Raw genomic sequence first — 24,196 nt, 5'->3', positions numbered from 1 at the left:
GGTACGGCAGCCGCACGAGGGCGTGCTTGTGCGGCGACGGCCTTCATGGCCGGGGATCCCACCCGTTCAAGGCGACGCGGCCGGGCGAGGCCGTGCCCCCGGAAAGCGACCTTTCTTGCAAACTGCACCAGTGCCGCCTACGTCGGCGCCGTGCTCCGTCTCCTACGACGAAACAAGGGATCAAAGATGACCAATGTGGGTGTGCGGCGCTCTCGCCGGCTCGGCCGCGGCGGCATGCGCCGCCTGGTTCCCCTCGCTGCCGCGGCATCGGCAGGTGCCCTGCTGCTCTCCGCCTGCGGGTCGGGGTCCAGCTCGGGCGGTACCTCCAAGTCGCTGACGTTCTGGATCTCCACCGTTCCGGGACAGGACGCGGGCTGGAAGAAGCTGGTCTCGCAGTACAAGAAGGAGACCGGAGTCAACGTCAAGCTCGTCAACATCCCCTACGACGGCTACCCGACGAAGCTGCACAACGCCGCGCAGGCCAACTCCCTGCCCGACGTGGCGGACGTGCCGGCCCTTGACCCGATCTGGTCGAGCAAGCTGATCGACCTCAGCTCCATCGCCAACAACAAGAGCAACAAGATCAACGCCAACTTCCTCGCCAAGGACTCGTCCGGGAAGGTGCTGTCCATCCCCTCGGACGTCACCGCCTCCGGCCTGTTCATCAACAAGTCGCTGTTCGAGAAGGCCGGCGTCGCCGTCCCGACCTCGCCCTCGAACACCTGGACCTGGACCGAGTTCATCGCGGCGGCCAACAAGGTCCGCGAGAAGACCGGCGCCAAGTACTCCCTGACCTTCGACCAGTCGCCCTCCCGGCTGCGCGCCATGGTGTACGAGATGGGCGGGCAGTACGTCCACGCGGACTCCTCCGGCAAGTTCTCGGTGGACGCGGCGACCAAGAAGGCCGTGAAGTACTTCGTCGGGCTCAACGACGACAAGGTCATGCCGAAGTCGGTGTGGACCAGCGGCGCCGACCCGTCGGCCCTGTTCCAGAGCGGTGACGTGGTCGCCTACTGGTCCGGCGTGTGGCAGGTCGCCGCCTTCTCGGACAGCATCAAGAAGTTCGACTGGGCGAGCGTCCCGACCCCGGCCCAGCCCGTGCAGGCCAGTGACGTCAACAGCGGCGGCATGATGGTGGGCTTCAACAACAACGGCGCCGCGTCCACCGCCGCGAAGAAGTTCCTGTCCTGGGTCTACGAGCCGGCCCACTACACCGAGCTGTGCGCGGCGTCCGGGTTCCTGCCCGTCGAGAGCGGACTGAGCCCGAAGTACCCGTTCACCTCCACGGCGGCACAGGCGGCGTTCAAGCTGTACAACGAGGAGATCCCGCAGTACGCCCCGATCTCCAGCTACTTCAACGGCGCGCAGACGAAGTGGGTGCTGAAGGGCAAGAGCCTCACCACCGACCCGACCAAGACGGAGATCGGCAAGGCGGTCAACGGGCAGCAGTCGTCCGACAAGGCCCTGGAGAACATCGTGGCCGGCTACAACCAGCAGGTCGGCGGCGGATCGTAGGCCACAGGGCCGGGCGGCGGAGCCGACACACCGCCGCCCGGCCCTGGACGCCCGCCCGATGCCGGGCTCATGGCGTGAGCCCACAGCAATCCATTCCCCCAGCACGGAGTCAGGAAGATGACTAAACGCGCCTCGGACGTGTCCGGGAGCCCGCCCAAGCGACGCAGCACCTACACCCTCGCGCCGCTCGTCCTCATCGCCGCGAACGTCGTGCTCTTCGCGCTGTTCTTCGTCTGGCCGGCGGTGATCGGGCTCGTCTACTCCTTCACGAACTACACCGGTGTGGGGGCGTTCCAGTTCATCGGACTGGACAACTACCACAGCCTGCTCGGGGACTCGACCTTCTACGACGCGCTGCTGCGGACGCTGCTGTACACGGTGCTCTTCGTCCCGCTGAACTTCGTGCTCTCGCTGCTCGTCGCCAACGTGGTGGTGAGCAAGCACGCCAAGGGCGCGTCGGTCGCCCGCGTCCTCTTCTTCATCCCGTGGCTGCTGTCGCCCATCGTCGTGGGTGTCCTGTGGCGCTGGCTGTTCGGCGAGAACTTCGGACTCGTCAACTACATCATCGAGAAGCTCGGCGGCCACGCCGTGCCGTGGCAGTCGAACGCGGACCTGTCGCTGCTCGTGGTGGTGATGGCGGCGTCCTGGGCCTGGACCGGCTTCTCGATGCTGCTGTTCATCGCGGCGATCAGGAACGTGCCGGTGTCGTACTACGAGGCGGCCTCGCTCGACGGCGCCGGCCCCTGGCGCCAGTTCATCAGCATCACGCTGCCGAGCATCGCGCCCACCTCGTTCATCGTGATCCTGCTCAACACGATCAACGCGATGAAGGAGTACCCGCTGTTCGTCTCCCTCAACAACGGCGGACCCGGCACCTCGAACAACCTGCTGGTCCAGTACATCTACCAAACCGGCTTCCAACGGGGCCAGATCGGCTACGCGAGCGCCGCGTCGTTCGTGCTCATGCTCATCCTGATGGCCGTCGCGATCGTCCAACTGATCGTCAACCGGCGGGTGGAGAACCGATGACAACCACAGACACGCCACGCCGCCCGGTCGACCCCGCCCCCGGACGAACTGTCTCCAAGAAGCGGCCCCGCGGCGCCGCCAGCGGCGGCCTCCGGCGGGCGGTGTCCGCCACGACACTGCTCTGGGTCCTGGCCTGCCTCTACGGCCTGCCGGTGCTGTGGTTCATTCTCAGCTCCCTCAAGCCGGCCGGGGACCTGTTCTCGTATCCGCTGACGCTGATTCCGCACAATCCCACCCTGTCCGGCTACATGACGGCGTGGCGCAGCGCCAACTTCTCCCAGTACTTCATCAACACGACCCTCGTGTGCGTGATCACGACGATCCTCACGGTGGCGGCCAGTTGCTGCACCGGGTACGCGCTGGCCAAGTACGACAACAAATGGCTCAAGGCGTTCTTCATCTGCATCCTGGCCACCACGATGCTGCCGTCCGAGGTCATGCTCGCCCCCGAGTTCCTGGTGGTCCGCAACCTCGGCCTCTACAACTCCTTCAGTGGCATCATCCTCCCGGCCGTGCTCACCGCCACCGGCTGCTTCATGTTCCGCCAGTTCTTCCTGACGGTCCCCGACGAACTCGTCGAGGCCGCCCGCATCGACGGCGCCCGCGAACTGGCCATCTTCCTGCGGATCATGGTGCCGCTCTCCCGGCCCATCATGCTGACCCTCGCCATCCTGTCCTTCCAGTGGCGGTGGAACGACTACATCTGGCCGCTGCTGATGCTCAACGACCCGAACAAGTTCACCGTGCAGATCGGCATCCAGAGCATCGTCGGCGCGCAGAACATCAACTGGTCGGTCCTGCTGGGCGCTTCGGTCATCTCCATGATCCCGCTGATCGTGATCTTCCTGGTCTTCCAGCGGTACGTCATGAGCGCCGACATCAACGCCGGACTGAAGGACTGACCTTGCCCATCCCGCTCGACCACGAGTTCGTGCGCGCTGCGGCCCGTGCCGCCGACCGGCCTGCCGCCGCGCTGGCGGCCGGTCGCGACGAGGAACTCGCAGGTGTCACCCACCGCGTTCTGGCCCGCCGGGTGCGGACTCTGGTCGCGGCCTACCGCTCCCCGGACTCGGCACTGCACGGCAGCGAGCAGGCCGTCGCCGCCGCGATGGCCCAACTCCGCGCCCTGCGGTCCACGCAGACCGCCACCGGCCTCTTCGCCGGCGGCGACAACGTGCAGTCGCCGCCGGACTCCGGATTCACCGTCAACGACGTGTGCGACGCGCACTTCCTCGCCGCCGGCGCGGGCCCGGAACTGCACGACGTCACCGCCGCGCTCGCCGAGATCGCGGGCGCCGCCTCCGACGGTCTCCTGACCGGCGGGGTGCACACCCCCAACCACCGCTGGGAGTTGAGCGCGGCACTGGCCCGGCTGCACCGCTCCTTCCCTGACGACCGACTGCTCGACCGCATCGAGCAGTGGCTCGCCGAGGGCGTCGACATCGACGCGGAGGGCCTGTACTCGGAACGGAGCGCCGTCTACGCGTCCCACGTGTCCAACCCGTCACTGCTCCTGCTGGCCGACGTCCTGGGCCGCACCGACCTGCGGGACGCCGTCGAACGCAACCTCACCGCGACCCTGGACCTCATCCGGCCGGACGGCACGGTGGAGACCGTCCACTCCCGACGGCAGGACCAGAAGCACCCGTTCCCGCTGGCGCCCTACTTGCCGCACTACCGGCTGCTCGCGATCCGCACCGGCCGGGGCGACTTCAGCCGGGCCGCACAACTGGCGGCCGCCGGCGGCGTCGACGACCCCGACCTGCTCGCCGAGACCCTCCTCACCCCGGACCTGTGCCGCCCGCTGCCGGCACCCGCGCCGGAACTCCTGCCCCGCGACCGGTACTTCACCACGGCACGCCTCGCCTCGCATGCCTCGGCCACCGCGCACAGCGTCCTGTACGGCGGCTCCGACGTGCCCGAGCACCGGCGCATCCGCTCGGGCCTCGCCTGCAATCCCACCTTCCTGCGCCTGTTCGCGGGCGACGCCGTCCTCGACGCGGTCCGGCTCTCGCGGGGATTCTTCGACCTGGGACCGTTCCGCGCCGCCGACATGCAGCAGCTCGCCGACACCCGCTACCGCCTCACCGAAACGCTCACGGCCGCCTACTACCAGCCGCTCCCGCCGGACCGACGGCAGGACGACGGCGCCTACCGGCTTACGGACGACGGACGCTTCTCGGCCTCGATGGCCTTCCCGGACCGCCCCCGGGACGAGGTCTCGCACACGACCCGCGTCGACGTGGACCTGCGGGACGACGGCGCCGACCTGCGCATCGACATCAGCGGACCGCGGGTGCCCTGGTCCCTCGAACTCACCTTCCGGCCGGGCGGCGAGCCGGAGGGCGCCGTACCGCTCGGCGACGGCCGCTGGTGCCTGACGACCGAGCCGATGACCTACCGCGTCGGCGACGACGAGATCCGGGTCGAGGCCACCGTCGAGGCGGGCGAACCACTCGCCGGACCGGACCGGAGCGACGTACTACGGTACGACCCGGGCCAGGACTACACGGTGGCCGGCGGCACCGACGCGACAACCGGGAACCGCGTCTACCTCGGTGGACAGGGCCCGCAGACACTGACCGTCGCACTGCGCGCCCGCCGTCCCGCATCCGTCCTCTGACCCCGACGACCGACGCCGTGGCCACCTCTGGCATGAAGGGCTGACCCACCCGTGCACCTCCTCCACCAGCGCGGTCCGCTGCACGACCTCCCGGACACCCAGGAGGCCTACGACGCCGTCCTCGCCGACGTCGTCGAACAGGCCCTGCGACGCATCACACCGGAGGGCGACCTCGAACACCCCGACTGCCACGACGACATCGGGGACACCTCGCTGGGGATCACGTCCCTGCTGGCCTTCGCCTGGCAGCGGGGCAAGGACCCCCGGCTCCCGGAGGCGGTGCGCCGCAGCCTCGCCTTCCATCTCCGCGAACGCGTCTACACCGAGGACAATCCCGACTACCCGAACCTGAGGATCCGCAACTCCGGTCTCCCGTACGCCCGTTACGTCCTGGAGGCGGGCGCGCACCCCATCGGTGACTGGCCGAGCACGGTGTGGGCGCTGCTCCAGGCGGTCAACATCCTCGACGCGGCGGACGGACTCGTCGACGACGAACAGCGCACCGCACTGGTCGAGTCGGCGCGCGGCTACTGGCAATGGCTCACCGAGGCGACCTACTTCAACCCTCAGGAAGCGGGCAACCAGGCCATCGGCTGCGTCGTCGGCGGCCTGATGCTGGCCCGCCAACTCCCTCCGGAGGAAGGGGAGTCGGTGCGTCGACGCGCGCTCGCCGTGTACCGCGAGGAGATCCGCGCCCACCGGGTGAGCGACCGCGGCGCACTGCTCCCGCCCGAGCACGGCGGCGCCTACGACAACAACTACGGCCCGATCTCCCTCTCCTTCCTCGCCCAGGCCCACCGTGTCAGCGGTGAGGACGTCTTCGCCGAGGACGGGGAGGCGCTGGCCCGCTACATCGACGCCCGCCTCACGAGCGGCGGCTTCGACAACGGCGGCCCCCGCTACAGCGAGCAGCACTCCGGCTTCGAATCGGTCCTCGGCCTGCGCTACTTCGGCGCCCGGATCGGCTCCGACATCGGCCGCTACCGGGGCGACGGCCGCTGGGGCCGGCACGCGGCCAAGCCGGACGGCGGGGTCGACGGACACTTCGCCTGGATGCTGATCTGGCAGATCCAGGACACCACACCCTGGCACCGCACACCGTCGACGGAGGCGGCCCGCCATCAACTCCGCGCCGGCACCGTGTCGGTGGCCTTCGACAGCAGGATGACCCCGTCCGTGGTCGAGGCCGACGGCACGTACTACCTGCCCGCGGCCGTGAACCGCCAGCACGGCTTCGGCCCGGTGCTCGACGGCTTTCTGCTGTGCCGTCCGATGGGCGAGGTACGGGTCCGGGACGTCCAAGCCGACGGACTGACCGCCAAGTTGGTCACCAAGCCGGTCGTCGGCCGCGACCACGTCCTGCGGCACGTGCGCTCCCTGTATGTCACGGACGGCACCCGACTGTGGGTGACGGTGGCCGTCGAAAGGCTCGACGGAGCACCGTACTTGCTCGCCGGGCTGCCCTACGCGGCCGACGACGGCGACCGGGTGCGCAGGACGGCGGAGGGCGACGTCTCCTCCGCGGGCGCCCTGCGCCTCACCCACCCGTCCGGCGAGGGCACCGACCACTTCGACGCCCGCTCCGAACTCACCCAGGAACAGGCCGCGTTCGCCCTCGCCGCCGACCCGCGCGGCTACGGCAACCCGGACGAGGGCTGGCGCCACCTGGTCGCCTCCACGGCGTACGAGGCCGAACCGGCGCCGGGCGCACCGGAGCACCTGCATGTGTTCGCCGTACGATACGGACCCGGCGGTGACTTCACGCCGTCGTTCGAGGGCGATCTGACCGTGCGCACCGAGGCGTTCACGGCCGTCATCGGACCCGAGGACAACCACGGCGACCCCGAACTCGCCCTCACCGCCTGCTAGTTCAGCGAGCGATCACTGCCCGCGTCGTACGGCGCGGGCAGCGCCCCATCCGGAACGACCAGGTCTGCCCGGTCCCGGGTACCGGCGATCAGACGGGCGTTGCGCTGGTCCGTGCCCGCCACCCAAGCCACTGCCTCCTCGTGCCCCTTGCCGAACTCCTCGTGCCGGGCGACGAGTCGGCGCACCCGCTCGGCCTCGTCGATCTCGCAGAACCACACCTCGTCCAGGCACGGCCGTACCCGCGCCCATGAGCCCGTCTCCAACAGCAGGTAGTTGCCCTCCGTCACCACCAGCCGGGCCGTCGGCGCCACCGGGATCGCACCCGCGATCGGCTGTTCCAGCACCCGCTCGAATCCCGGCGCGTACACCACGTCGTCCGTTTCCTCCCGCAACCGCCGCAGCAGCGCCGCGTAACCGGCCGCGTCGAAGGTGTCGGGCGCGCCCTTGCGAGCGCGGCGGCCGAGCCGGTCCAGTTCGACGTCGGCGAGGTGGAAGCCGTCCATGGGGACATGCGCGACCCAGGGCTCCCCGGTGCCGTTCAACGTGCGGACCAGGTGCTCGGCGAGGGTCGTCTTGCCCGCGCCCGGGCTGCCGGTGATGCCGAGGAGGGCACGTCGGCCGGGGGTGGCGAGGGCGGTGGCACGGATGAGGAGGTCGTCGAAAGTCAGCGGCACACGGAGAGTGTGCCATCCGTCTCGGACGCCCGGCCGGGGCGATGACGCGCCGAAGATCGGGAAGTCGTCAGCGGAGAGAGACCATGGACTGGGGGACAGGAACAGGAGCCGTCCATGCCCGACGACGTGACACAGATCCGCGCCCTGATCACCGGCTGGGCCGAGGCCGTCCACCGCGGTGACCTCGACGGCGTGATGGCGGACCACGCCGAGGACCTCGTCATGTACGACGTGCCGCCGCCGCACACGGGCATCCGCGGCCTCGCCGCCTACCGCGCGAGCTGGCCGCCGTTCTTCGACTGGCAGGCCCAGGGCGCCTGCTTCGACATCGACACCCTCGACATCACGGCCGGGACGGATGTCGCCTACGCCCACGCTCTGCTCCGGTGCGGCACCCCCGAGGACTTCGCCGAACACCCCGCCCTCCGACTCCGGCTCACCTTCGGTCTGCGCAAGGAGCGGGGCCGATGGCTGGTCGCGCACGAACACCACTCGTTCCCGCACGACTGACGTGGACCGGCCGTCCGGCGCTACGCGAGTGGATCAGTCTGTTTGTCGACTTCCTGGTCACCCAGCATGGACTCGTCGCAGTTCTACGGTCCGACAGTGCCGGCTTCGAGGCGCCACGACGCCCTCCGCCTGGTGCACGTCCGGGCGGGGCTTCTCGATCACGATCCGTCGGGTTTCGCGCCGTGAGGCGATCAGCCCCTCGGTGTGCAGGAGGGCCATCGCCTGGCGAACCGCGCCCCGAACTCGCCGTACCGCTCGGCGAGTTCGCCCGCGGTCGGCAGCCGACCGCCGGAGCCTTGGCGGCTCTCGCCGATCTCCGGCCCAGATCAGCCGGCCCCGGTCCGGGGCCGGGGGCTTCCCCGTCCCCGCTGAGCGCCTGCGTCCTTCGACCGTCAGTCGCGCTCGGCGTTCTTCTTGTTCTTGATCCGCTCGGCTTCCTTGCGGACCTCGGCCTGGGTGGCGCGCTCCTTCTCCAGCCACTCCGGGCTGTTCTTCCGCAGTGCCTCGATCTGCTCGGTGGTGAGGGGCTCGGTGACCCCGCCCCGGGCCAGACCGGCGATCGAGACGCCGAGCCGGGCCGCGACGACCGGGCGCGGGTGCGGGCCGTTGGCGCGCAGCTCGCGCAGCCACTCGGGCGGATTGGCCTGCAACTCGTTCAGCTCGGCGCGGGAGACATCACCCTCCTGGAACTCGGCGGGGGTGGCCTCTAGGTACACACCCAGCTTCTTCGCCGCCGTGGCGGGCTTCATCGTCTGGGTGGTCTGGTGCGACTTCATACCGTCAAGAGTATCGACCGCGTACGAGACCTCCGACCACGGCGGGTAACCTTGCGGGGTGACAGGCTCGGAAGCATCCCCCACGTTCCGGCTCGCGTACGTCCCCGGGGTGACGCCCGCCAAGTGGGTGCGGATCTGGAACGAGCGCCTGCCCGACGTCCCCCTGACCCTCCTGCCGGTCCCGTCCGCCGAGGCATCCGATGTGTTGCGGCGCGGCGAGGCCGACGCAGGACTCGTCCGGCTCCCGGTCGACCGTACGGTCCTCAGCGCGATCCCCCTCTACACCGAGGCGACCGTCGTCGTGGCCCCCAAGGACCACGTCGTGACGGCGGCCGAGGAAGTGTCCCTGGACGAACTCGCCGACGAGGTGGTCCTCCACCCCCTCGACGACGTCCTCGGCTGGGAACAGCCGCCGGGGGAGCCCGCGTTCGAGCGCCCCGCGACCACCGAGGACGCCGTCGAACTCGTGGCGGCGGGCATCGGCATCCTCTACGTCCCCCAGTCCCTGGCCCGGCTGCACCACCGCAAGGACCTCACCTACCGGACCGTCCTGGACGCCCCCCGGTCGGACGTCGTCCTGTCCTGGCCCGAGGACGCGACCACCGACCTCGTCGAGGACTTCATCGGCATCGTCCGCGGCCGCACGGTCAACAGCACCCGGGGCCGTACCCCGCCGCCCGCCCAGCCGAAGACGAAGGGCAAGCGCACCGAAACCCCGGCCCGCCGCAAGCCCGCCCCCGGAAGGGCGACCGGCAAGAACCCGCGTGGTTCCGCCGGCGGCGCCAAGGGAACCAAGCGCGGCAAGCCTCGCGGCCGCTGACAGCAACGGCCTTCCGTCCAGGCCGACTTCGCAGCGCGAGGTCACACCTCGTCCGTCGGACTCGTCTCTCCGCCCAGCCCCGCGCGCATCGCGAGCAGCCCGGCCTGCACCCGGCTCTCGCAGTGGAGTTTCTCCATGATCCGTGAGACATGGGCCTTCACGGTCGGCAGGCGCAGGCCCAGCCGCCGACCGATCTGGGCGTTGCTCAGCCCGTCCGCTATCGCCGCCAGAACTTCCCGTTCGCGGGGTGTGAGCGGGGGCAGCCGGGGCGGTACGGTCGGCGGCGGCTCGGCGGCCGCCCGGGCCACCAGGTGGTTCAGTGCCTCGGGGGCGAGGGCGTGGAGGCCGGCCGCGGTGTCCCGTACCGCGTCGAGGACCTGGCCCGGCTCGGCGTCCTTGAGCAGGAAGCCCTGGGCACCGGCTCGGAGCGCCGGCAGTAGATAGGTCTCGGCGTCGAACGTGGTCAGCATCAGGATCCGTGGCGGTACGGGCAACGCGGACAGTTCCCTGGCGGCTCCCACGCCGTCCAGGCCGGGCATCTGCACGTCCAGCAACACCACATCAGGGGTCAGGCGGGCGCAGGCCTCGACCGCGGCCCGCCCGTCGTCGGCCTCGGCGACCACCGTGATGTCGGGGGCGGTCTGCAGCAGCAGGCGCAACCCGGTGCGGACCAGGGCTTCGTCGTCCGCGAGCAGGACGCGGATCACTGAGCCTCCCCGGCGGATACTTCACCCATCGTCTCCCGCGCCGGGTTCGGTGCGGGCCGCGCGATGGGCAGTCGGAGCCGGACGCGGAACACGCCGTCCCGGTGCCCGGTGTCCAGGGTGCCGCCGAGGAGCGCGGCCCGTTCCCGCAGACCGCGCAGGCCCATGCCAGCGCCCTCGCCGGCCCCTTCGCCGGGCAGGCCGGTCGCCGGGTTGGTCACCTCGCACTCCAGGTACTCGCCGACCACCCGCAGCCCCAGCGTGGCGTGAGCACCGCGTGCGTGTTTGCGGATGTTGGTCAGCGCCTCCTGGACGATCCGGTAGACCGTGTGCTCCACCGCCGACGGCAACGGCCGTGCTCCGGACCGGACTTCCGTCACCGGCGTGGACCACGGCGCCAGGTCCACGGGAACGCCCGCCCTCGCCGAGTCGGCCAGCAACTGCGGCAGATCCCGCAACGCCGGGCCGGGCCGGAAGGAACCCTCGACGGTCGCCGGATCGCGCAACACATCGAGGATCTGGCGCAGTTGAGCCAGCGCGCGCCTGCCGGTGACCCGCAACAGCTCGCCGGTCTCGCGGGCCCGCTCCGACTCCTGCGGGTCCACGCTCAGCGCGCCCGCGTGCAGCGTGATCAGGCTGACCTCGTGCGCCACCACGTCGTGCATCTCGCGTGCCAGCGCGGCCCGTTCCTCCGCGCGGACCCGGCGGGCGATCAGCAGTGCCTCCCGCTCGGCCTGCTCGGCACGCTCGGCCAACTCCTCCAGCCTGGCGTGCCGGTACCGGATCACCGTGCCGCGCCAGGCGGGCGCGCCCACGAACAGGGCTGTCGTGACGGCCCCCGTCACCGGAGAGCCCGTGGTGAACTGGCTGAGCACCGCGGTGGCGTAGACGCCGTAGCGCAGCGGGGTCGTGGGCCTGCGTCTGGCCAGCGAGTACATCGCGAACGGCAGAGCGGGCTGGACGCTCAGCAGGCTAACTCCGGCGATCACGGCCGCGACCAGGGTGGGCCGATCGCGCCGCCAGGCCAGCAGGAGTCCGGTGGCGCAGGTCAGGACGGCGGAGACAGCGAGCGGCAGGGGCAGCAGGGATCGCGATGCGGAGGCCGGAAGGAGTCCCCCGGAGGCGATGAACCCCGCCAGCACCCAGGCGATCGGCTCGGAGGGCCACCGGATCCGGGCACGGTGAGTCGCTGCCGAGACCGGCGTGGAGGATACGGACACGCGTGCCACCGTAAAGGGCCCTTCGGTCGGTCGTACCGGGAGGCGGAGTCCGGGCGACTCAGGGCTTGGTGCTCCCACTGCTCTTGCCCTTGTCCTGGGCGCCCTCCTCCTCGGCGGACGGCAGGGCCCGGGTGGCGGCGACCTTCCCGTCCCGGTAGCAGATCTCAAAGGTCTGCTTCTTCTCCAGGGACACGTTCTTCTGCAGGTAGTAGTCACAGGTGGTCCCGGCCGGCACCTTGGGCTTGTCCTCCGGCTGAAGACCACCGGGCTTGCCGATCCGGTCGTGCACGTCGTCCCGGGCCTCACCGACGTGCACACCCTTGAACTGGGCCGCGGTGATCGTGTGCGAGCTGATGTCGCCCGCGATGTGCCTGATGCCGGTCCACAGCCCCACTCCGGCGAGCACGACGACTCCCAGGACTCCGAGCAGGATCTTTCCGACAACGCTCATCACAGAACTCCTTGGTCAGGGGGATTGCGACGCCCTCCGACGTCGCCCAAGCAGTCTGTGCCGGCGCTACGAGCCGATCATCGCCCTGAACGAGGACCCGACCCCCGACTTTCGTATCCGGTGCTCCTCAACCATCCGTTGCTGATGGGCTGGTGTGCCATGAAGGAGGCGCGGGCTGAACTACGCGGTGGCGCCCGCCTGTTGGATCCCGGTCCCTGCCGTCGCCGTATCGGTGCTCCCGTCCCGGAAGAACACCGCGTCGCGCGTCTCGCGCATGCTCACGAACACGACCAACGAGATCGCCACGCACGCCGTGACGTACCAGTAGAAGCCCGACTCCATCCCGGCGTTCTTGAACCAGAGGGCCACGTATTCCGCGGTGCCGCCGAACAGGGCGTTGGCGAGTGCGTAGGGCAGGGCGACACCGAGGGCGCGGATGTGGGCGGGGAACATCTCGACCTTCACCACCGCGCTGATGGAGGTGTACCCGGTGATGATCACCAGGCCCGTCAGCATCAGCACGAACGCCCCGCCGAACGACGACACATGCCCCAGCGCCGTCATCAGCGGCACGGTGCCGAACATCGCGCTGACGCCGAACGCGATGAGCAGTGGGCGGCGGCCTATCCGGTCCGACAGCCCGCCGGCCAGCGGCTGGAGCAGCATGAAGACCACCAGGGCGCAGAAGCTGACGAGCGCCGCGGTGTCCTTTGTCAGACCGGCCGTGTTGGAGAGGTACTTGGTCATGTACGTCGAGTACGTGTAGTCGCACAGCGTGCCGCCCATGCTGAAGGCGATGATCAGCAGGACCTCGCGCTTGTAGTCGAGCAGCCCGCGCAGGGTGCCGCGCTTCGCCCTGGTCGCGGGGTCCCCGTCCAGCTCCTCGTACGCCTCGGTCTCCAGCAGATTGCGCCGCAGCCAGTAGATGCCCGCCGCGCCCACGGCCCCGACCACGAACGGGATGCGCCAGCCCCAGGAGGACAACGTCGCGTCCGACATGGTGTGTTGGAGTCCGATCTGCATACCGAGCCCGACGAGCTGGCCGATCTTCATCGACACCATCTGGAAGCTGGAGAAGAACCCCCGCTTGCCCGGCGCCGACGCCTCGGTCAGATAGGTGGCGCTGGCCGCGTACTCGCCGCCCACCGACAGGCCCTGCAGCAGCCGCGCGATCAGCAGCACGGCCGCGCCGAAGTAGCCGACCTGGTCGTAGGTGGGGGCGACGGCGATCAGGATGGCGCTCAGCGACATCAGCGTCACGGTCGTGGTGAGAGCCGCCTTGCGTCCCTTGCGGTCACCGAGGCGGCCGAGCAGCCAGCCGCCCACCGGCCGCATGAAGAAGCCGACGGCGAAGATCAGCGCCGTGTTGAGCAGTTGGGCCGTGGCGTTCCCCTCGGGGAAGAACGCGGAGGCGAAGTAGACGGAGAACGTGGAGTAGACGAACCAGTCGTACCACTCGATCATGTTGCCGACCGAACCGCCGACCAGCGCCTTCCAGGGGCTGCGGGCGAGGACGGGTACGTCCGTGGGGGCGTCCTTGGTGGCCACAGTGCCACTCCTTCCTGAGGGGAACCCTGAGGTGGGTCAGCGGCAGAGTGGCCGATTCCGGGTGGCCGACGGATACCTGCGAACACGGAGCTAACCTCTCCTTAACAATTCTGTTGACAGAAGTGTCCACAGAGACGGAGGGTCGGGAAGGTACAGAAAGGTGCGGGAAAGTGCAGATACTGCTGGCCGAGGACGACGACGGGGTGGCGGCCGCCCTCGTCGAGGTCCTGTACGACCACGGTCACGTCACCCGGCGCGTCCGGTACGGCCGGGATGTGCTGACCTACCATCGCAGCGCCGACCTGCTCCTGCTCGACCTGGGCCTGCCCGACACCGACGGCCTCGACGTGCTCCGTGCCCTGCGGGCGGTGAGCGCGATGTCCGTGGTGGTGCTCACCGCGCGCGGCGACGAGCGCTCGGTCGTGCGAGGGCTGCGGCTGGGGGCCGACGACTACCTCGTGAAGCCCGTCCGCCTGGCCGAGCTGCTCGCACGTATCGACGCCGTCACGCGACGGGCCGCCGGCCCACCAGGGGCCCGTATCGTGCGCACGGTCCGCGCCGGTGACGTGGAGGTCGACCTCGAAGCGCGCCGGGTCCAGGTCGCCGGCGCGGAGGTCGAGCTGACCGCCAAGGAGTTCGACGTCCTCGCCGTGCTGGCGGGCCGGGCGGGCACCGCGGTCAGCCGTGAGCAACTGCTCGACGAGGTGTGGGGCCATGCCCACCACGCCATGTCCCGCTCCCGCTCGCTCGACGTACACCTCACCCAACTGCGCGCCAAACTGGGCCGCCCCGAACTCCTCACCACGATCCGCGGCTTCGGCTACCGGTTCGGAGACGCCACCGACTTCGGAGACTGAGGGTCGGCGCGTGCGAACCCGGGTCCAAGCGGCGCTCCTCGCCTTCGCCGTCCTCGCCGTGGCCGCGTTCGCCGTACCGCTGCTGCTGTTCACCGCCTCCGACCGCACCCAGCAGTTGGTCCTCGCCCGCAGCGCCGACCTCGACCGCTTCGCCTCCCTCACGGACCAGGCCGCGGCGACCGGCGACACCTCCTCCCTGATCGCCGAGGCCCGCCGCTACACCCAGCTCTACGGCGAACCGCTCGTCGTCGTCGACGCAGGGCGCGCCCCCGTCGTACAGACCGGCGGCATGCTGGCCACCGACCCGGCCGTCGCCCGGCTGGTCGACGCGGCCCTGCGCAACACGACCACACACCCCGGCGGCTCGCTGCACCCCTGGTCACGCGGATACGCCATGTTCGCCGAGCCCGCGGGCACCGGCACGCATGTGTCCGGGGCCGTCGTCCTGCGGGCCTCGGTGCGCACCGCGGCCCACGACATCACCTGGCGCTGGGCCGCCGTCCTCGCCGGTACGGCACTGGTCGCCCTCGCCTGCACGGCCCTCGCCAGACTGCTGACCCGATGGGTGGTCAGTCCGCTACGACGTCTCGACCGCGCCGTCGGCCAACTCACCGCCGGGGTACCGCCGGCGCAGACCGAGGCCGGCGGCCCGCCCGAACTACGGCAGTTGGCCATCGGGTTCAACCGCATGGCGAGCACCGTCACGGCGGCCCTGGAGCAGCAGCGCAGACTCGTCACCGACACCTCCCACCAGATGCGCAACCCCATGGCGGCGCTCCGACTGCGGGTCGACGCCCTGCACACCCATCTGCCCGCCTCCGCCGAGCGCACGTACACCGGGGTCACCACCGAACTCGACCGCCTGGAAACCCTGTTGGACGACATGCTGGCCCTCGCGACCGCGGAACACCGGGCCGGCGAACTGGCCGTGACCGACGGCTCGGACGCCCACTGCGACGCGGCCGAGGTGGCACGGACCCGGCACCGGCTGTGGGAACCGGTCGCCCACCGCGCCGGAGCCCGTCTCACCAGCGAGGCGGCCGGCCCGGTCACGGCCGCCTGCACGGACCGCGAACTCGCCCAGATCGCGGACATCCTCGTGGACAACGCCATCAAATACGCGGGCCGGAACACCGAGATCACAGTTCGCTGCACCACGGAGGGCTCCCTCGCGGTGCTCACGGTCACGGACGACGGGCCCGGTCTGAGCACGGAGGAACTCCCGCGCGCCACAAGGAGGTTCTGGCGTTCGGACCGGCAGAGCGGGACGTCGGGCACGGGCCTGGGACTGGCCATCGCCGAACGTCTGTTGGCGGGTCGGGGAGGCCGACTGGAACTGGAGCAGGCGCGGCCGCGAGGGCTGCGGGCCAGAGCGATCGTGCCGCGCGCGGTCCCCGACGAGGGTGCGCGATGAACCCCCGTACGGACGCGTTCGGCCGCCGTACCGCGCTGCGCGCCACCCTCGGCGCAGCGGCCGTCGCCCTGCTGGGTGGTGCGCTCGCGGGTGACGGACCGCTCCGGGATTCGGGACCGAGTGGTGTGCTGCGGCTGGCGACCGGCGAACCCGAGGGACTTCATGCCGCGTTCGGGCATCTCCTCGCGGCCGAACTCGAAGCGGCGTATCCGAATCTGCGCTGCCAAGTGCTGACCACCGCGGCCAGCGTGGAGAACATCGAGATGCTGCGCGACCGTCGCGCCGACCTCGCCCTCACCCTCACCGACACCGCGCGGGCCGCCGCCGAGGGCACCACGCCCTTCCCGCACCCGGTGCCGCTGCGCGCGATCGGCAGGGTCTACGAGACCTACCTCCAGTTCGCCGTCCGCTCCGACCTGCCCGTGCGGGCCGTCTCCGACCTGGCCGGACACACCGTCTGGCTCGGCGCGGTCGGATCGGGCGGAGCCGTACTCGGCGAACGGATCCTGCGTGCCGCGGGCCTCTCGCCCGGTGGCGACGTGCACGTGCGCCATCTCCAGATGGACACGGTGGCCCACGCCATGCGGGCGGGCGCGGTCGACGCCGTGCTCGTCGTCGGCGGGGTACCGATCCCCGTCCTGTCGGACCTGGACGACGACCCCGGCCTACGGTTCCTGCCACTGGCCGGGCTCCTGCCCAGGCTCGGTGGACGGGACGGTCTGGCCGGCTCGGGCCTGGCCGAGGTGCCGCTGCCGCACGGCGCGTACCGGGCGGCGGGCGGAGTCGCCACGATCGGTGTGTCCAACCTGCTGGTCTGCCGCCCCGACCTCTCCCGGCCCCTGGCCGACGCGCTCACCCGCCTGCTGGTCCTCCGTGCCGCCGCGCTCGTTCCCGATCACGCCGTCGGCATCCAGTTCCTCGACGTCCGCAGCCTGATCGGCACGGGCAGCATCCCCCTGCACCCCGGGGCGGCCACCGCCTACCGCTCACTGCACGGCTGAGCGGGACGGCAACCAGGTGCCGACGGCGGCTTCCAGCTCGTCGCGACCGGTGAAGAGGTGTGCGTGCATACCGGCCGCCCGCGCGGCACGTACGTTCTCCTCGCGGTCGTCCACGAAGAGGAAGTCGGCCGGTGCGGCCCGCATGGCGACGACGCAGTGCTGGAAGGCGGCCGGGTCCGGCTTCGCCACCTTGATCTTCCCGGAGAGGGCGACGTGGTCCAGGTCGTGCAGCCAGGGCTGTGCGGCGAGGAAGACATCCGCGTGGTCGGAGGGGATGTTGGACAGCAGGGCGACCTCGGCGGCGCCGCGGAGGGACTGGGCGTAGGCGACCATTCGAGCGTCCACACGTGACCAACTGTCGATGTCGGTGCGGCGCAGTTCCTCGATCGTGTCGGCGTCGGCGGGCCGGGACAGCCATCGCAGCACGGCGGTCCAGTACTCGGTCGCGGACTGCTGGCCGGCGTCGTACGGCGGTCGGCAGGACCAGTACGCCGTGGTGAAGGCGTCGGTGGACGCGTGGCACCGGGCGGCCATCCTGCCCAGGGCGCCGGGGCGTTGGGGACGGGCGATGACCCCGAAGAGGTCGAACAGGACGATGCTTCGGTCGGCGGGCATGATCGTGAGTTCCTTGTCGTCAGTTGCTGCTTGTCGCCGGTTCGCGCGGGCGGTCGGATCCGGTGCGCAGGACCCGGGCGGCCACCGCGGTGATCGCACACAGCAGGGTCAGCAGTACGAAGGCGTGGTTGAGGGCGACGAGGTGGGTCAGCCAGCCGATGACGGCGGGGCCGGCGAGCATGCCGACATAGCCGAGCCCGGCGACCCGGGAGACGTTGGCACCCGCGGCGGAGGGGTCGGCGTGCCCGGCCGCGCTGAACAACTGCGGGACACAGCCGGACAGCCCCAGACCGAACAGCGCCCACCCGGCGAACGCGGCCCACATCCACGGGGCGAGGGCGACGAGCGTGATGCCGACGCCCGCGATCACCGCGCCGTACCGCAGGATCGCCATGGATCCGAACCGGGTGACCAGGCGGTCGGCGAGCAGTCGGCCGATGGTCATGGTCGCCGCGAAGGTGCCGTACGCGAAGGCGGCGGTGCTCTCGGACGCGCCGAGGACGTCCTTCAGGTGCAACGCGCTCCAGTCGTTGGCGGCTCCCTCGCACAGCATGACCATCAGCGCCAGGGCGGCGAGGACCCAGATACGGCCGCCGGTGCCGCGGTGTTTGACGACGGCATCGGTATCGACGGTGGTGGGCGCGGTCGGCATCAGGGCTCGCGCGGGCACCAGGGCGGTCACGACGCCCAGGACTCCCACGACGGCCATGCCCGCGGCAGGGTTCAGGCCGGCACTCGCGGTGGCCGCTCCGCCGAGCGCGGCGAGGACACCGCCGACCGAGAACGTGGCGTGGAAGGCGGACATGACCGGACGCCCGTACGCCCTCTCCACATGCACGGCGTGGGCATTCATGCCCACGTCCAGGCAGCCGTTGCAGAACCCGAAGACCAGCAGGGCGGCTCCCAGCGTCCACGGTTCCCGGGCGAGACCGGGCAGCACCAGGGTCGCGCTGCACAGCGCCCCGGCGGCGGGGACGACTCTGCGCGCTCCGAGCCGGTCGGTCAGACGCCCGGCCGTCTGCATGCCGACGAAGGCGCCGAGGCCCAGCAGCACGAGCAGCCCCCCGAGCGTGGCGTGACTGATGCCCACACGCTCCTCGATGGCGGGGATGTGCACCACCCAGGTGCCCATCGTGGTGCCGCAGAGGACGAAGTAGACAAAGGTCGCCACTCGGGCGACTCGTACGGAACGGCTCATGCGAACCACCGTAACGAACACATTCGATGATTGAATACTGTCTCTTCACACACATTGAATGTTCGTTTCGCCTGGTGTTCAATCACGGAATGAGCAACGCGGACCGGCACGGGCTGATCGCACAGACCGTCAGGGAATCGGGCAGGGTCACGGTCCAGGTCCTGGCCGAACTGACCGGCGCCTCCGAGATGACCATCCGGCGTGACCTCGACGCGCTGGCGGCACAGGGTGTCCTTGAGCGCGTCCGGGGCGGCGCCCGCACCCTGCTGCTGCGGGGAGAGGAGCCGCCCTTCGCCCTGCGTGCCCACGAGGCCGTCGACGCCAAGCGCCGTATCGCGGCCGAGGTGTCCTCGCTCATCGCCGACGGCGAGACCGTACTCCTCGACAGCGGCACCACCTGCCTGGAGATCGCACACGTGCTGAGCCGGAGGCCGGTCACGGTCATGGCCCTTTCCTTGCAGGCCATCCATGTACTCGGAGAGGGCCCGGGCCAGGCCACGTTGATGGTGCCCGGAGGCCGGCCCCGGGCCGCCGAGGGCGCCCTCACCGGCCCCCTCACCCTCGCGTCCCTGGCGGCTCTGCGCTTCGACACGGCCGTCATGGGCTGCTGCGGTCTGAGCGCGGCGCAGGGTCTGACCGCCTACGACCTGGACGACGCGGCCGTGAAGAAGGCCGCCATCGACTCCTCGCGACGCGTCGTCGTCGCCACCGACGGCAGCAAACTCGGCCACACCGCCTACGCCTACGTCGGCCCCGCCACCCTCCTGCACACCGTCGTCACCGACACCGCCGCACCTTCCGCCGAGATCACGGCACTCGAAGACACCGGGACCGTCGTCAGGGCGGTCTGAGTCGCGGTCCAGGCTACGGGTAGCACCCCCGGTCCGGTCGCACACAACCTCTATACACGGCATGTATACGTAGTGTGTATAGTGAGGTGCCGTGACAGAGACCTACCTCCTGCCGATCCGTACGGCCGCGCTGATCTTCCCCGCCCTGGCCTTCGTGATGTTCGTGCCGACGGCGATCGTCCTGTACCGGCGGCACGGCGTCATGACGCGCTGGCGGGTGCTGTCCCTCTACGGCGGCGTGTACTACGCGCTCACCGCCTTCTGTATGACCATCGTGCCCCTGCCGAGGCGGTCGGTGAACGTCTGCAAGGCCTATCCGACCTTCGCCGAACCGCAGTTCACGCCTGGCGTCGCCTTCTCCGACCTGTGGAAGGAGGCACACCACCGCGTCACCCTCGACGCGCTCGTCCTGCACAACCCGGCTTTCTGGCAGACCGTGTTCAACCTGCTCCTGCTGGTGCCGCTGGGCGTGTTCGTGCGGACCCACTTCCGGCGCGGCCCCGTCGCGGCCACGGCGGCCGGGTTCACGGGATCCCTGTTCTTCGAACTGACCCAGTACACCGGCCTGTGGGGCCTCTACCCGTGCCCGTACCGTCTCTTCGCCGTCGACGACCTCATCGTCAACACGGCGGGCGCCGCCCTCGGCTGGGCGATCGCCGGACCGCTGGTCCGTGCGCTGCCCGAACTGGACGCCCTGGACGGCCGCCCGCTGGCCCGACTCGCCGCCGGCCGGATCCCCTTCGGCCGCCGTCTCGTCGCGCTGCTGCTGGACGTGTTCGGCGCCGTAGTGCTGACCCTGGTCGCCGTGATCGCCGTACACATGACGACCGGCGACGGATGGAACCTTCTCGTGCCGGTGGCCGTCCTCGGCCTGTGGTTCGTCGTCGTCCCGTGGCGGACGGGTACGACGCCGGGCAAGCGCGTCCTGCTCCTACGGCTGGCCACGCCGGACGGGGAACGACCGGGCCTCGCCGGACTGGCGCTGCGCGCCCTGGTCCTGAGCCCGGCCCTGGCACTCACGTACCTCGCCGCGGGCGGGGCCCTCGCCGCAGCGGCGGTCGCCCTCGCCATGCCGTCCGCGTCGGCCGACGTCGCGGAGGGCACGGTGAACCACAAAAACCTGCTGTACAGCCTCGCCGCCGACCCGGAACTCGGCCTCGTCCTGCTGCTGCTTCCCGTCGTCTGCGCCCTCCTGATCGGCGCATATGTGCGGGCCGTCAGGCGTCATCCGCAGGGCCTGGGCCCCCACGAGGTCCTCTCCGGTGTACGCAACCAGGCCCTCCCGCACACGCGAACCCGGACCCGCCCCCGATCGGCCGCCCCCGCCCCGACCACGACCACCCGCCGCGCCGACGACCACGAACGCTCGTCTCTCTGAGCCCCGGGCCCCTGTTCCCTCGGGATCATGCTCGCGCGGCGGGGGACTCAGGCATGCAGCGAGGGCCGGTAGACGAGCTCTTGAACGCGGCCGTCGAGCGCCCGTTGTTCGATCAGCTCCAGGTCGAAGTCGGCCGCACCCTGGAAGATCGGGGCCAGCCCGGTCCGACCGGTGATCACGGGGAGGACGTCACCTGGACACGGTCGACCAGACCGGCCGCCATCAACCCGTCGAGGGGGCGTTCGAGTGTTGTCGAGACGACCGCATCTGCGCGAACGCCCGATACGTATGGGCTCCGTAGACATGATGGTCTCCTCAGTGTGCGAGTGATCCGATCACGTGTCGGAGGTACAGACCGACAGCCAGGGCGAGGTTCATCGCTCTTACCGCACCTTCCCCACGCCCAGCAGTGGGGAAGGGAGTGCCACCGTGAACTCCGTACGTCCCGGCTCGCTCTCGACGTGGATACGGCCGCCGTGCGCCTGGACGACAGCCGCCGCGATCGCCAGACCCAGCCCCGAACCGCCTTCCGCGCCGGGCGCGCGGGAGTGGGAGGTGTCGGCCCGGGTGAAGCGTTCGAAGACCGAGGGGAGGAGGTCGGACGGGATGCCGGGACCGTCGTCCCGGACGCGGATGACGCATTCCCTCTCGGTCGTTTCCACGCTGGCGGTGATCTTCGTGCCCGCCGGCGTGTGCAGGCGGGCGTTGGCCAGGAGGTTGGCCACCACCTGGTGGAGCCGGGAACGGTCGCCGACGACGGACGCGTGGCCGTTCGCGAGGCGCAGCGCGAGCCGCCAGTCGTGGTCGGCGCCGGCCGCCCGCGCGTCCCACACCGCTTCTGCGACCAGGGTCGCGAGGTTGAGTTCCGCCGACCGCAGGGGCCGCCCTTCGTCGAGACGGGCGAGGAGGAGAAGGTCCTCGACCAGTCCTGTCATGCGCGCCGACTGGGCGGTGACCCGCTGCCACGCGAGGTCCGGTGGGATCTGCTGGTCCCCGTGGTTCATGAGTTCGGCGTATCCGGCGATCGAGGCGAGAGGCGTGCGCAGTTCGTGGCTGGCGTCGGCGAGGAAACTCCGCATGCGTTCCTCGGTGCGTTGCCGCTCGCAGAGCGAGGACTCGACGTGGTCGATGAGACGGTTGAGCACCGCGCCGATCCGGCCGGCCTCGGTACCGGGATCGGTGTCCGACGCCGGCACACGGGTGAGTTCGACGATCTCGCCGCGATCCAGCGGTACTTGGGCCAGCTCGGCGGCGGTGGCGGCGACCCGGCCGAGAGGTCGGAGCTGGCGGCGGACGACCGCCGTGGTGGCGGTGGCCGCGGCCACCAGGCCGACGGAGGCGATGACTGACTCGATGACGACCAGCCGCTTGAGTACGCGCTCGATGCCGGCCATCGGAAGCCCGGCCAGCACGGGAACCCCGTCGCCGCCGATGGCGGTCACGCGGTAGGTGCCGAGGCCGGGGAGGGTACGGCTGTGTGGCGATCCGTCCGGGAGGATTCCGTCGAGGGCCGCACGCTGGGCGGCGGTGAGCGTCCGCCGGTGTCCGTCCTCGGTCACCGTCTCGGCGGCGACGATCCGCCCGTCGACGAACCGGCCCGCGAGCGTACCGGTGGGCTGTCCCTGTTCGTTGAGGAAGCCCAGGTCCGTCGCGTCGCCCGGCCCGTGCCGCAGCCCGCCCTGGCTTCGCTCGGCGGCGTCCGCGACGCGCTGGTCCAGGTCCCCGTACAGATAGATCCGCTGGACGACCACCGAGGTGAGCGCCATGGCTTCGCAGACGAAGGCCAGGGCCACCGAGACGAAGAGCACCAGCCGGAACCGTAACGAGCGGCTTCCCAGACCGGCGCGGGACCGGCCGTCCGTACGGCGCGGGTGGCCTTTCATACGCTGTGTCGTCTCATGCGTTGGCCTCCGCGGCCCTGATCGAGTAGCCGACACCGCGTACGGTGCTGATCATCGGCGCCCGCCCCTTGTCGATCTTCGAGCGCAGGCCGTGGATGTACACCTCGACCAGGTTTCCCTCGCCGTCGAAGGAGGCGTGCCAGACGTGTTCGAGGATCCGCGTCTTGCTGAGCACCTGGTGCGGGTGGTCCATGAGGAACCGGAGGAGGTCGAACTCCTTGGCGGTGAGCGGGATCGGGGTACCGTCCCGCCGCACCTCGCGGGTCTTCTCACCCAGTACGAGGTCACCGAGCACCAGGACGGGTTCGTGCCCGGACATCCCGGTGTGTCCGGCGCGACGGAGCAGCCCGCGCAGGCGGAGCATGACCTCCTCCAGTGAGAACGGCTTGGTCACATAGTCGTCCGCGCCCGCGGTCAGTCCGTCGATCCGGTGTTCCAACTCGTCGCGAGCGGTGAGCATCAGCACGGGCAGACGGTGGTGTTCGCTCCGGAGGCGGCGCAGGACCTGCACGCCGTCCATGCCCGGCAGCATGCGATCGAGGACGACGATGTGCGGCGCGCGATCGTGCGCGATACGCAGCGCGCTGCGCCCGTCCCGCGCCGGGAAGGGACGCCAGCCGGCCGCGGTCACGGCGGCGGACAGCAACTCGGTCAGTTCGGGTTCGTCGTCGACGATCAGCACGCGAATCGCGCCGTCGTGAGTCCCTGGGGTGTCAAACATGGTTCGGCATTGTGGCGGCCCGTCATGGGAGGACGGCATGCGTGGCCTGTGGGGATTTACGCGGCCGTCACATGAAACGTCGAACCTGAAATATCGGGGCGGCAGCCGGTACTCCGCCCACCTGGAGTTCTTCCTTCCATAACAGCCTGACTGGCCGTCAAACTCCCTTGTTTACCGGCACGTTGACAGAAAATCACGAGGGACTCAAAGTCTTCTCAGGCTCCTATCACAGTGCCCGGCGATCGAATGCAGCTTGTCCAGGAAATCCCTGGGAGCTTCCTGAAAGCCTCTTTTCGGGTGGCTGTGAAGAAGGGGTATTGAATTGCAAGATCAAAATGCTCACCGCAGGTCGTCGCGGCGAAAGAGGAAGATACTCGCGTCCTTTGCCGCAGGATCGGCGCTTCTCTTCGGAGCGCTGTACACGGCGAACGCGGCCCCCGGAGAGGGCGGGGCGTCCACCGGCGGCACGACCGCCGCGTCCGCTCCGGCGAACGGGTCGAACCCGTCGAGTCAGCCGAACG

Annotated in this window: 22 protein-coding genes and 2 pseudogenes; 13 read left to right on the top strand and 11 right to left on the bottom strand. The window is 70.3% G+C overall.

Annotated elements, in window-relative coordinates:
* The first annotated feature begins 186 nt into the window (after positions 1-186).
* The 5 genes from ABZT04_RS08640 (at position 187) to ABZT04_RS08620 (ending at position 7,036) form a co-directional block, all read left to right on the top strand.
* Entirely contained in the window at positions 187-1,515 is a 1,329-nt protein-coding gene (locus ABZT04_RS08640) for an extracellular solute-binding protein (RefSeq protein ID WP_356054475.1), read from the top strand.
* Positions 1,516-1,632: 117 nt separating this feature from the next.
* On the top strand, positions 1,633-2,544 hold the full coding sequence (locus ABZT04_RS08635; protein WP_356054472.1) for a sugar ABC transporter permease: 912 nt from the start codon (positions 1,633-1,635) through the stop codon (positions 2,542-2,544).
* Positions 2,541-3,446: a carbohydrate ABC transporter permease gene (locus ABZT04_RS08630; protein WP_356054470.1), complete on the top strand. Its 906-nt coding sequence runs from the start codon at positions 2,541-2,543 to the stop codon at positions 3,444-3,446. The genes ABZT04_RS08635 and ABZT04_RS08630 overlap by 4 nt, the downstream gene beginning before the upstream one ends.
* Positions 3,447-3,448: 2 nt before the next feature.
* On the top strand, positions 3,449-5,167 hold the full coding sequence (locus ABZT04_RS08625) for a hypothetical protein (RefSeq protein WP_356054467.1): 1,719 nt from the start codon (positions 3,449-3,451) through the stop codon (positions 5,165-5,167).
* A gap of 51 nt (positions 5,168-5,218) precedes the next feature.
* A complete protein-coding gene (locus ABZT04_RS08620) occupies positions 5,219-7,036 on the top strand; it encodes a hypothetical protein (RefSeq protein WP_356054465.1) in 1,818 nt (605 codons plus the stop codon).
* Here ABZT04_RS08620 and ABZT04_RS08615 read toward each other — a convergent pair.
* Positions 7,033-7,710 carry a nucleoside/nucleotide kinase family protein gene (locus ABZT04_RS08615; RefSeq protein ID WP_356054462.1) on the bottom strand — a complete coding sequence of 226 codons (678 nt, stop codon included), beginning with the start codon at positions 7,708-7,710 and terminating at the stop codon, positions 7,033-7,035. The genes ABZT04_RS08620 and ABZT04_RS08615 overlap by 4 nt on opposite strands.
* A gap of 114 nt (positions 7,711-7,824) precedes the next feature.
* On the opposite strand from ABZT04_RS08615, the gene ABZT04_RS08610 reads away from it, so the two are divergent.
* Positions 7,825-8,220 (top strand): SgcJ/EcaC family oxidoreductase, encoded by a 396-nt coding sequence (locus ABZT04_RS08610; RefSeq protein WP_356054460.1) that lies wholly within the window; start codon positions 7,825-7,827, stop codon positions 8,218-8,220.
* Between the two features lie 17 nt (positions 8,221-8,237).
* A pseudogene (locus ABZT04_RS08605) lies at positions 8,238-8,330 on the top strand (TetR family transcriptional regulator); the annotation flags it as partial.
* A gap of 282 nt (positions 8,331-8,612) precedes the next feature.
* Here ABZT04_RS08605 and ABZT04_RS08600 read toward each other — a convergent pair.
* Positions 8,613-8,996, bottom strand: a complete 384-nt coding sequence (locus tag ABZT04_RS08600; protein WP_356054458.1) for a DUF5997 family protein — start codon at positions 8,994-8,996, stop codon at positions 8,613-8,615.
* A 58-nt stretch (positions 8,997-9,054) separates the two neighbouring features.
* On the opposite strand from ABZT04_RS08600, the gene ABZT04_RS08595 reads away from it, so the two are divergent.
* Positions 9,055-9,816 carry a LysR family substrate-binding domain-containing protein gene (locus ABZT04_RS08595; RefSeq protein WP_356054456.1) on the top strand — a complete coding sequence of 254 codons (762 nt, stop codon included), beginning with the start codon at positions 9,055-9,057 and terminating at the stop codon, positions 9,814-9,816.
* A gap of 41 nt (positions 9,817-9,857) precedes the next feature.
* Here ABZT04_RS08595 and ABZT04_RS08590 read toward each other — a convergent pair whose 3' ends face one another.
* From ABZT04_RS08590 to ABZT04_RS08575, 4 genes are all read right to left on the bottom strand, one after another.
* A complete protein-coding gene (locus tag ABZT04_RS08590; RefSeq protein ID WP_356054453.1) occupies positions 9,858-10,523 on the bottom strand; it encodes a response regulator transcription factor in 666 nt (221 codons plus the stop codon).
* Positions 10,520-11,740 (bottom strand): histidine kinase, encoded by a 1,221-nt coding sequence (locus tag ABZT04_RS08585; RefSeq protein WP_356054451.1) that lies wholly within the window; start codon positions 11,738-11,740, stop codon positions 10,520-10,522. Before ABZT04_RS08585 ends, ABZT04_RS08590 begins: the two co-directional genes overlap by 4 nt.
* Before the next feature lie 58 nt (positions 11,741-11,798).
* On the bottom strand, positions 11,799-12,191 hold the full coding sequence (locus ABZT04_RS08580) for a hypothetical protein (protein WP_356054449.1): 393 nt from the start codon (positions 12,189-12,191) through the stop codon (positions 11,799-11,801).
* Between the two features lie 180 nt (positions 12,192-12,371).
* The gene (locus ABZT04_RS08575) at positions 12,372-13,655 is read right to left on the bottom strand and encodes an MFS transporter (protein WP_356054595.1); all 1,284 of its coding nucleotides are present in this window, start codon (positions 13,653-13,655) and stop codon (positions 12,372-12,374) included.
* 254 nt (positions 13,656-13,909) lie between these two features.
* Here ABZT04_RS08575 and ABZT04_RS08570 point away from each other — a divergent pair, with 254 nt between their 5' ends.
* The 3 genes from ABZT04_RS08570 to ABZT04_RS08560 are packed head-to-tail and all read left to right on the top strand — an operon-like array spanning position 13,910 to position 17,011.
* On the top strand, positions 13,910-14,596 hold the full coding sequence (locus tag ABZT04_RS08570) for a response regulator transcription factor (protein WP_356054447.1): 687 nt from the start codon (positions 13,910-13,912) through the stop codon (positions 14,594-14,596).
* A gap of 10 nt (positions 14,597-14,606) precedes the next feature.
* Positions 14,607-16,010, top strand: coding sequence for a HAMP domain-containing sensor histidine kinase (locus ABZT04_RS08565; protein WP_356054445.1), 1,404 nt, complete (start codon positions 14,607-14,609; stop codon positions 16,008-16,010).
* A complete protein-coding gene (locus tag ABZT04_RS08560) occupies positions 16,007-17,011 on the top strand; it encodes a TAXI family TRAP transporter solute-binding subunit (protein WP_356054443.1) in 1,005 nt (334 codons plus the stop codon). The genes ABZT04_RS08565 and ABZT04_RS08560 overlap by 4 nt, the downstream gene beginning before the upstream one ends.
* On the opposite strand, the gene ABZT04_RS08555 is transcribed toward ABZT04_RS08560, so the two are convergent.
* Both ABZT04_RS08555 and ABZT04_RS08550 read right to left on the bottom strand, forming a co-directional pair.
* Positions 16,997-17,626: an HAD family phosphatase gene (locus ABZT04_RS08555; RefSeq protein WP_356054441.1), complete on the bottom strand. Its 630-nt coding sequence runs from the start codon at positions 17,624-17,626 to the stop codon at positions 16,997-16,999. The two genes, ABZT04_RS08560 and ABZT04_RS08555, sit on opposite strands and share 15 nt — an antisense overlap.
* A gap of 19 nt (positions 17,627-17,645) precedes the next feature.
* Positions 17,646-18,824, bottom strand: a complete 1,179-nt coding sequence (locus ABZT04_RS08550) for an MFS transporter (RefSeq protein WP_356054439.1) — start codon at positions 18,822-18,824, stop codon at positions 17,646-17,648.
* A gap of 89 nt (positions 18,825-18,913) precedes the next feature.
* On the opposite strand from ABZT04_RS08550, the gene ABZT04_RS08545 reads away from it, so the two are divergent.
* Complete coding sequence (locus ABZT04_RS08545; protein WP_356054437.1) at positions 18,914-19,675, top strand: DeoR/GlpR family DNA-binding transcription regulator; 762 nt, start codon at positions 18,914-18,916, stop codon at positions 19,673-19,675.
* A 91-nt stretch (positions 19,676-19,766) separates the two neighbouring features.
* Positions 19,767-21,053, top strand: a complete 1,287-nt coding sequence (locus tag ABZT04_RS08540; protein ID WP_356054434.1) for a VanZ family protein — start codon at positions 19,767-19,769, stop codon at positions 21,051-21,053.
* Positions 21,054-21,100: 47 nt separating this feature from the next.
* Here ABZT04_RS08540 and ABZT04_RS08535 read toward each other — a convergent pair.
* The 3 genes and pseudogenes from ABZT04_RS08535 to ABZT04_RS08525 all read right to left on the bottom strand — a co-directional run.
* Positions 21,101-21,279, bottom strand: a pseudogene (locus tag ABZT04_RS08535) (deaminase); the annotation flags it as partial.
* 157 nt (positions 21,280-21,436) lie between these two features.
* Positions 21,437-22,936 carry an ATP-binding protein gene (locus ABZT04_RS08530; protein WP_356054432.1) on the bottom strand — a complete coding sequence of 500 codons (1,500 nt, stop codon included), beginning with the start codon at positions 22,934-22,936 and terminating at the stop codon, positions 21,437-21,439.
* A 13-nt stretch (positions 22,937-22,949) separates the two neighbouring features.
* Entirely contained in the window at positions 22,950-23,675 is a 726-nt protein-coding gene (locus ABZT04_RS08525; RefSeq protein WP_356054430.1) for a response regulator transcription factor, read from the bottom strand.
* Positions 23,676-24,196: the final 521 nt, after the last annotated feature.

This window comes from Streptomyces sp. NPDC005492 (assembly GCF_040605995.1).
Taxonomy (GTDB): Bacteria; Actinomycetota; Actinomycetes; order Streptomycetales; family Streptomycetaceae; genus Streptomyces.
Note: the sequence above shows the minus strand (reverse complement) of the source record. Positions and strands in the feature narration are given on the sequence as shown.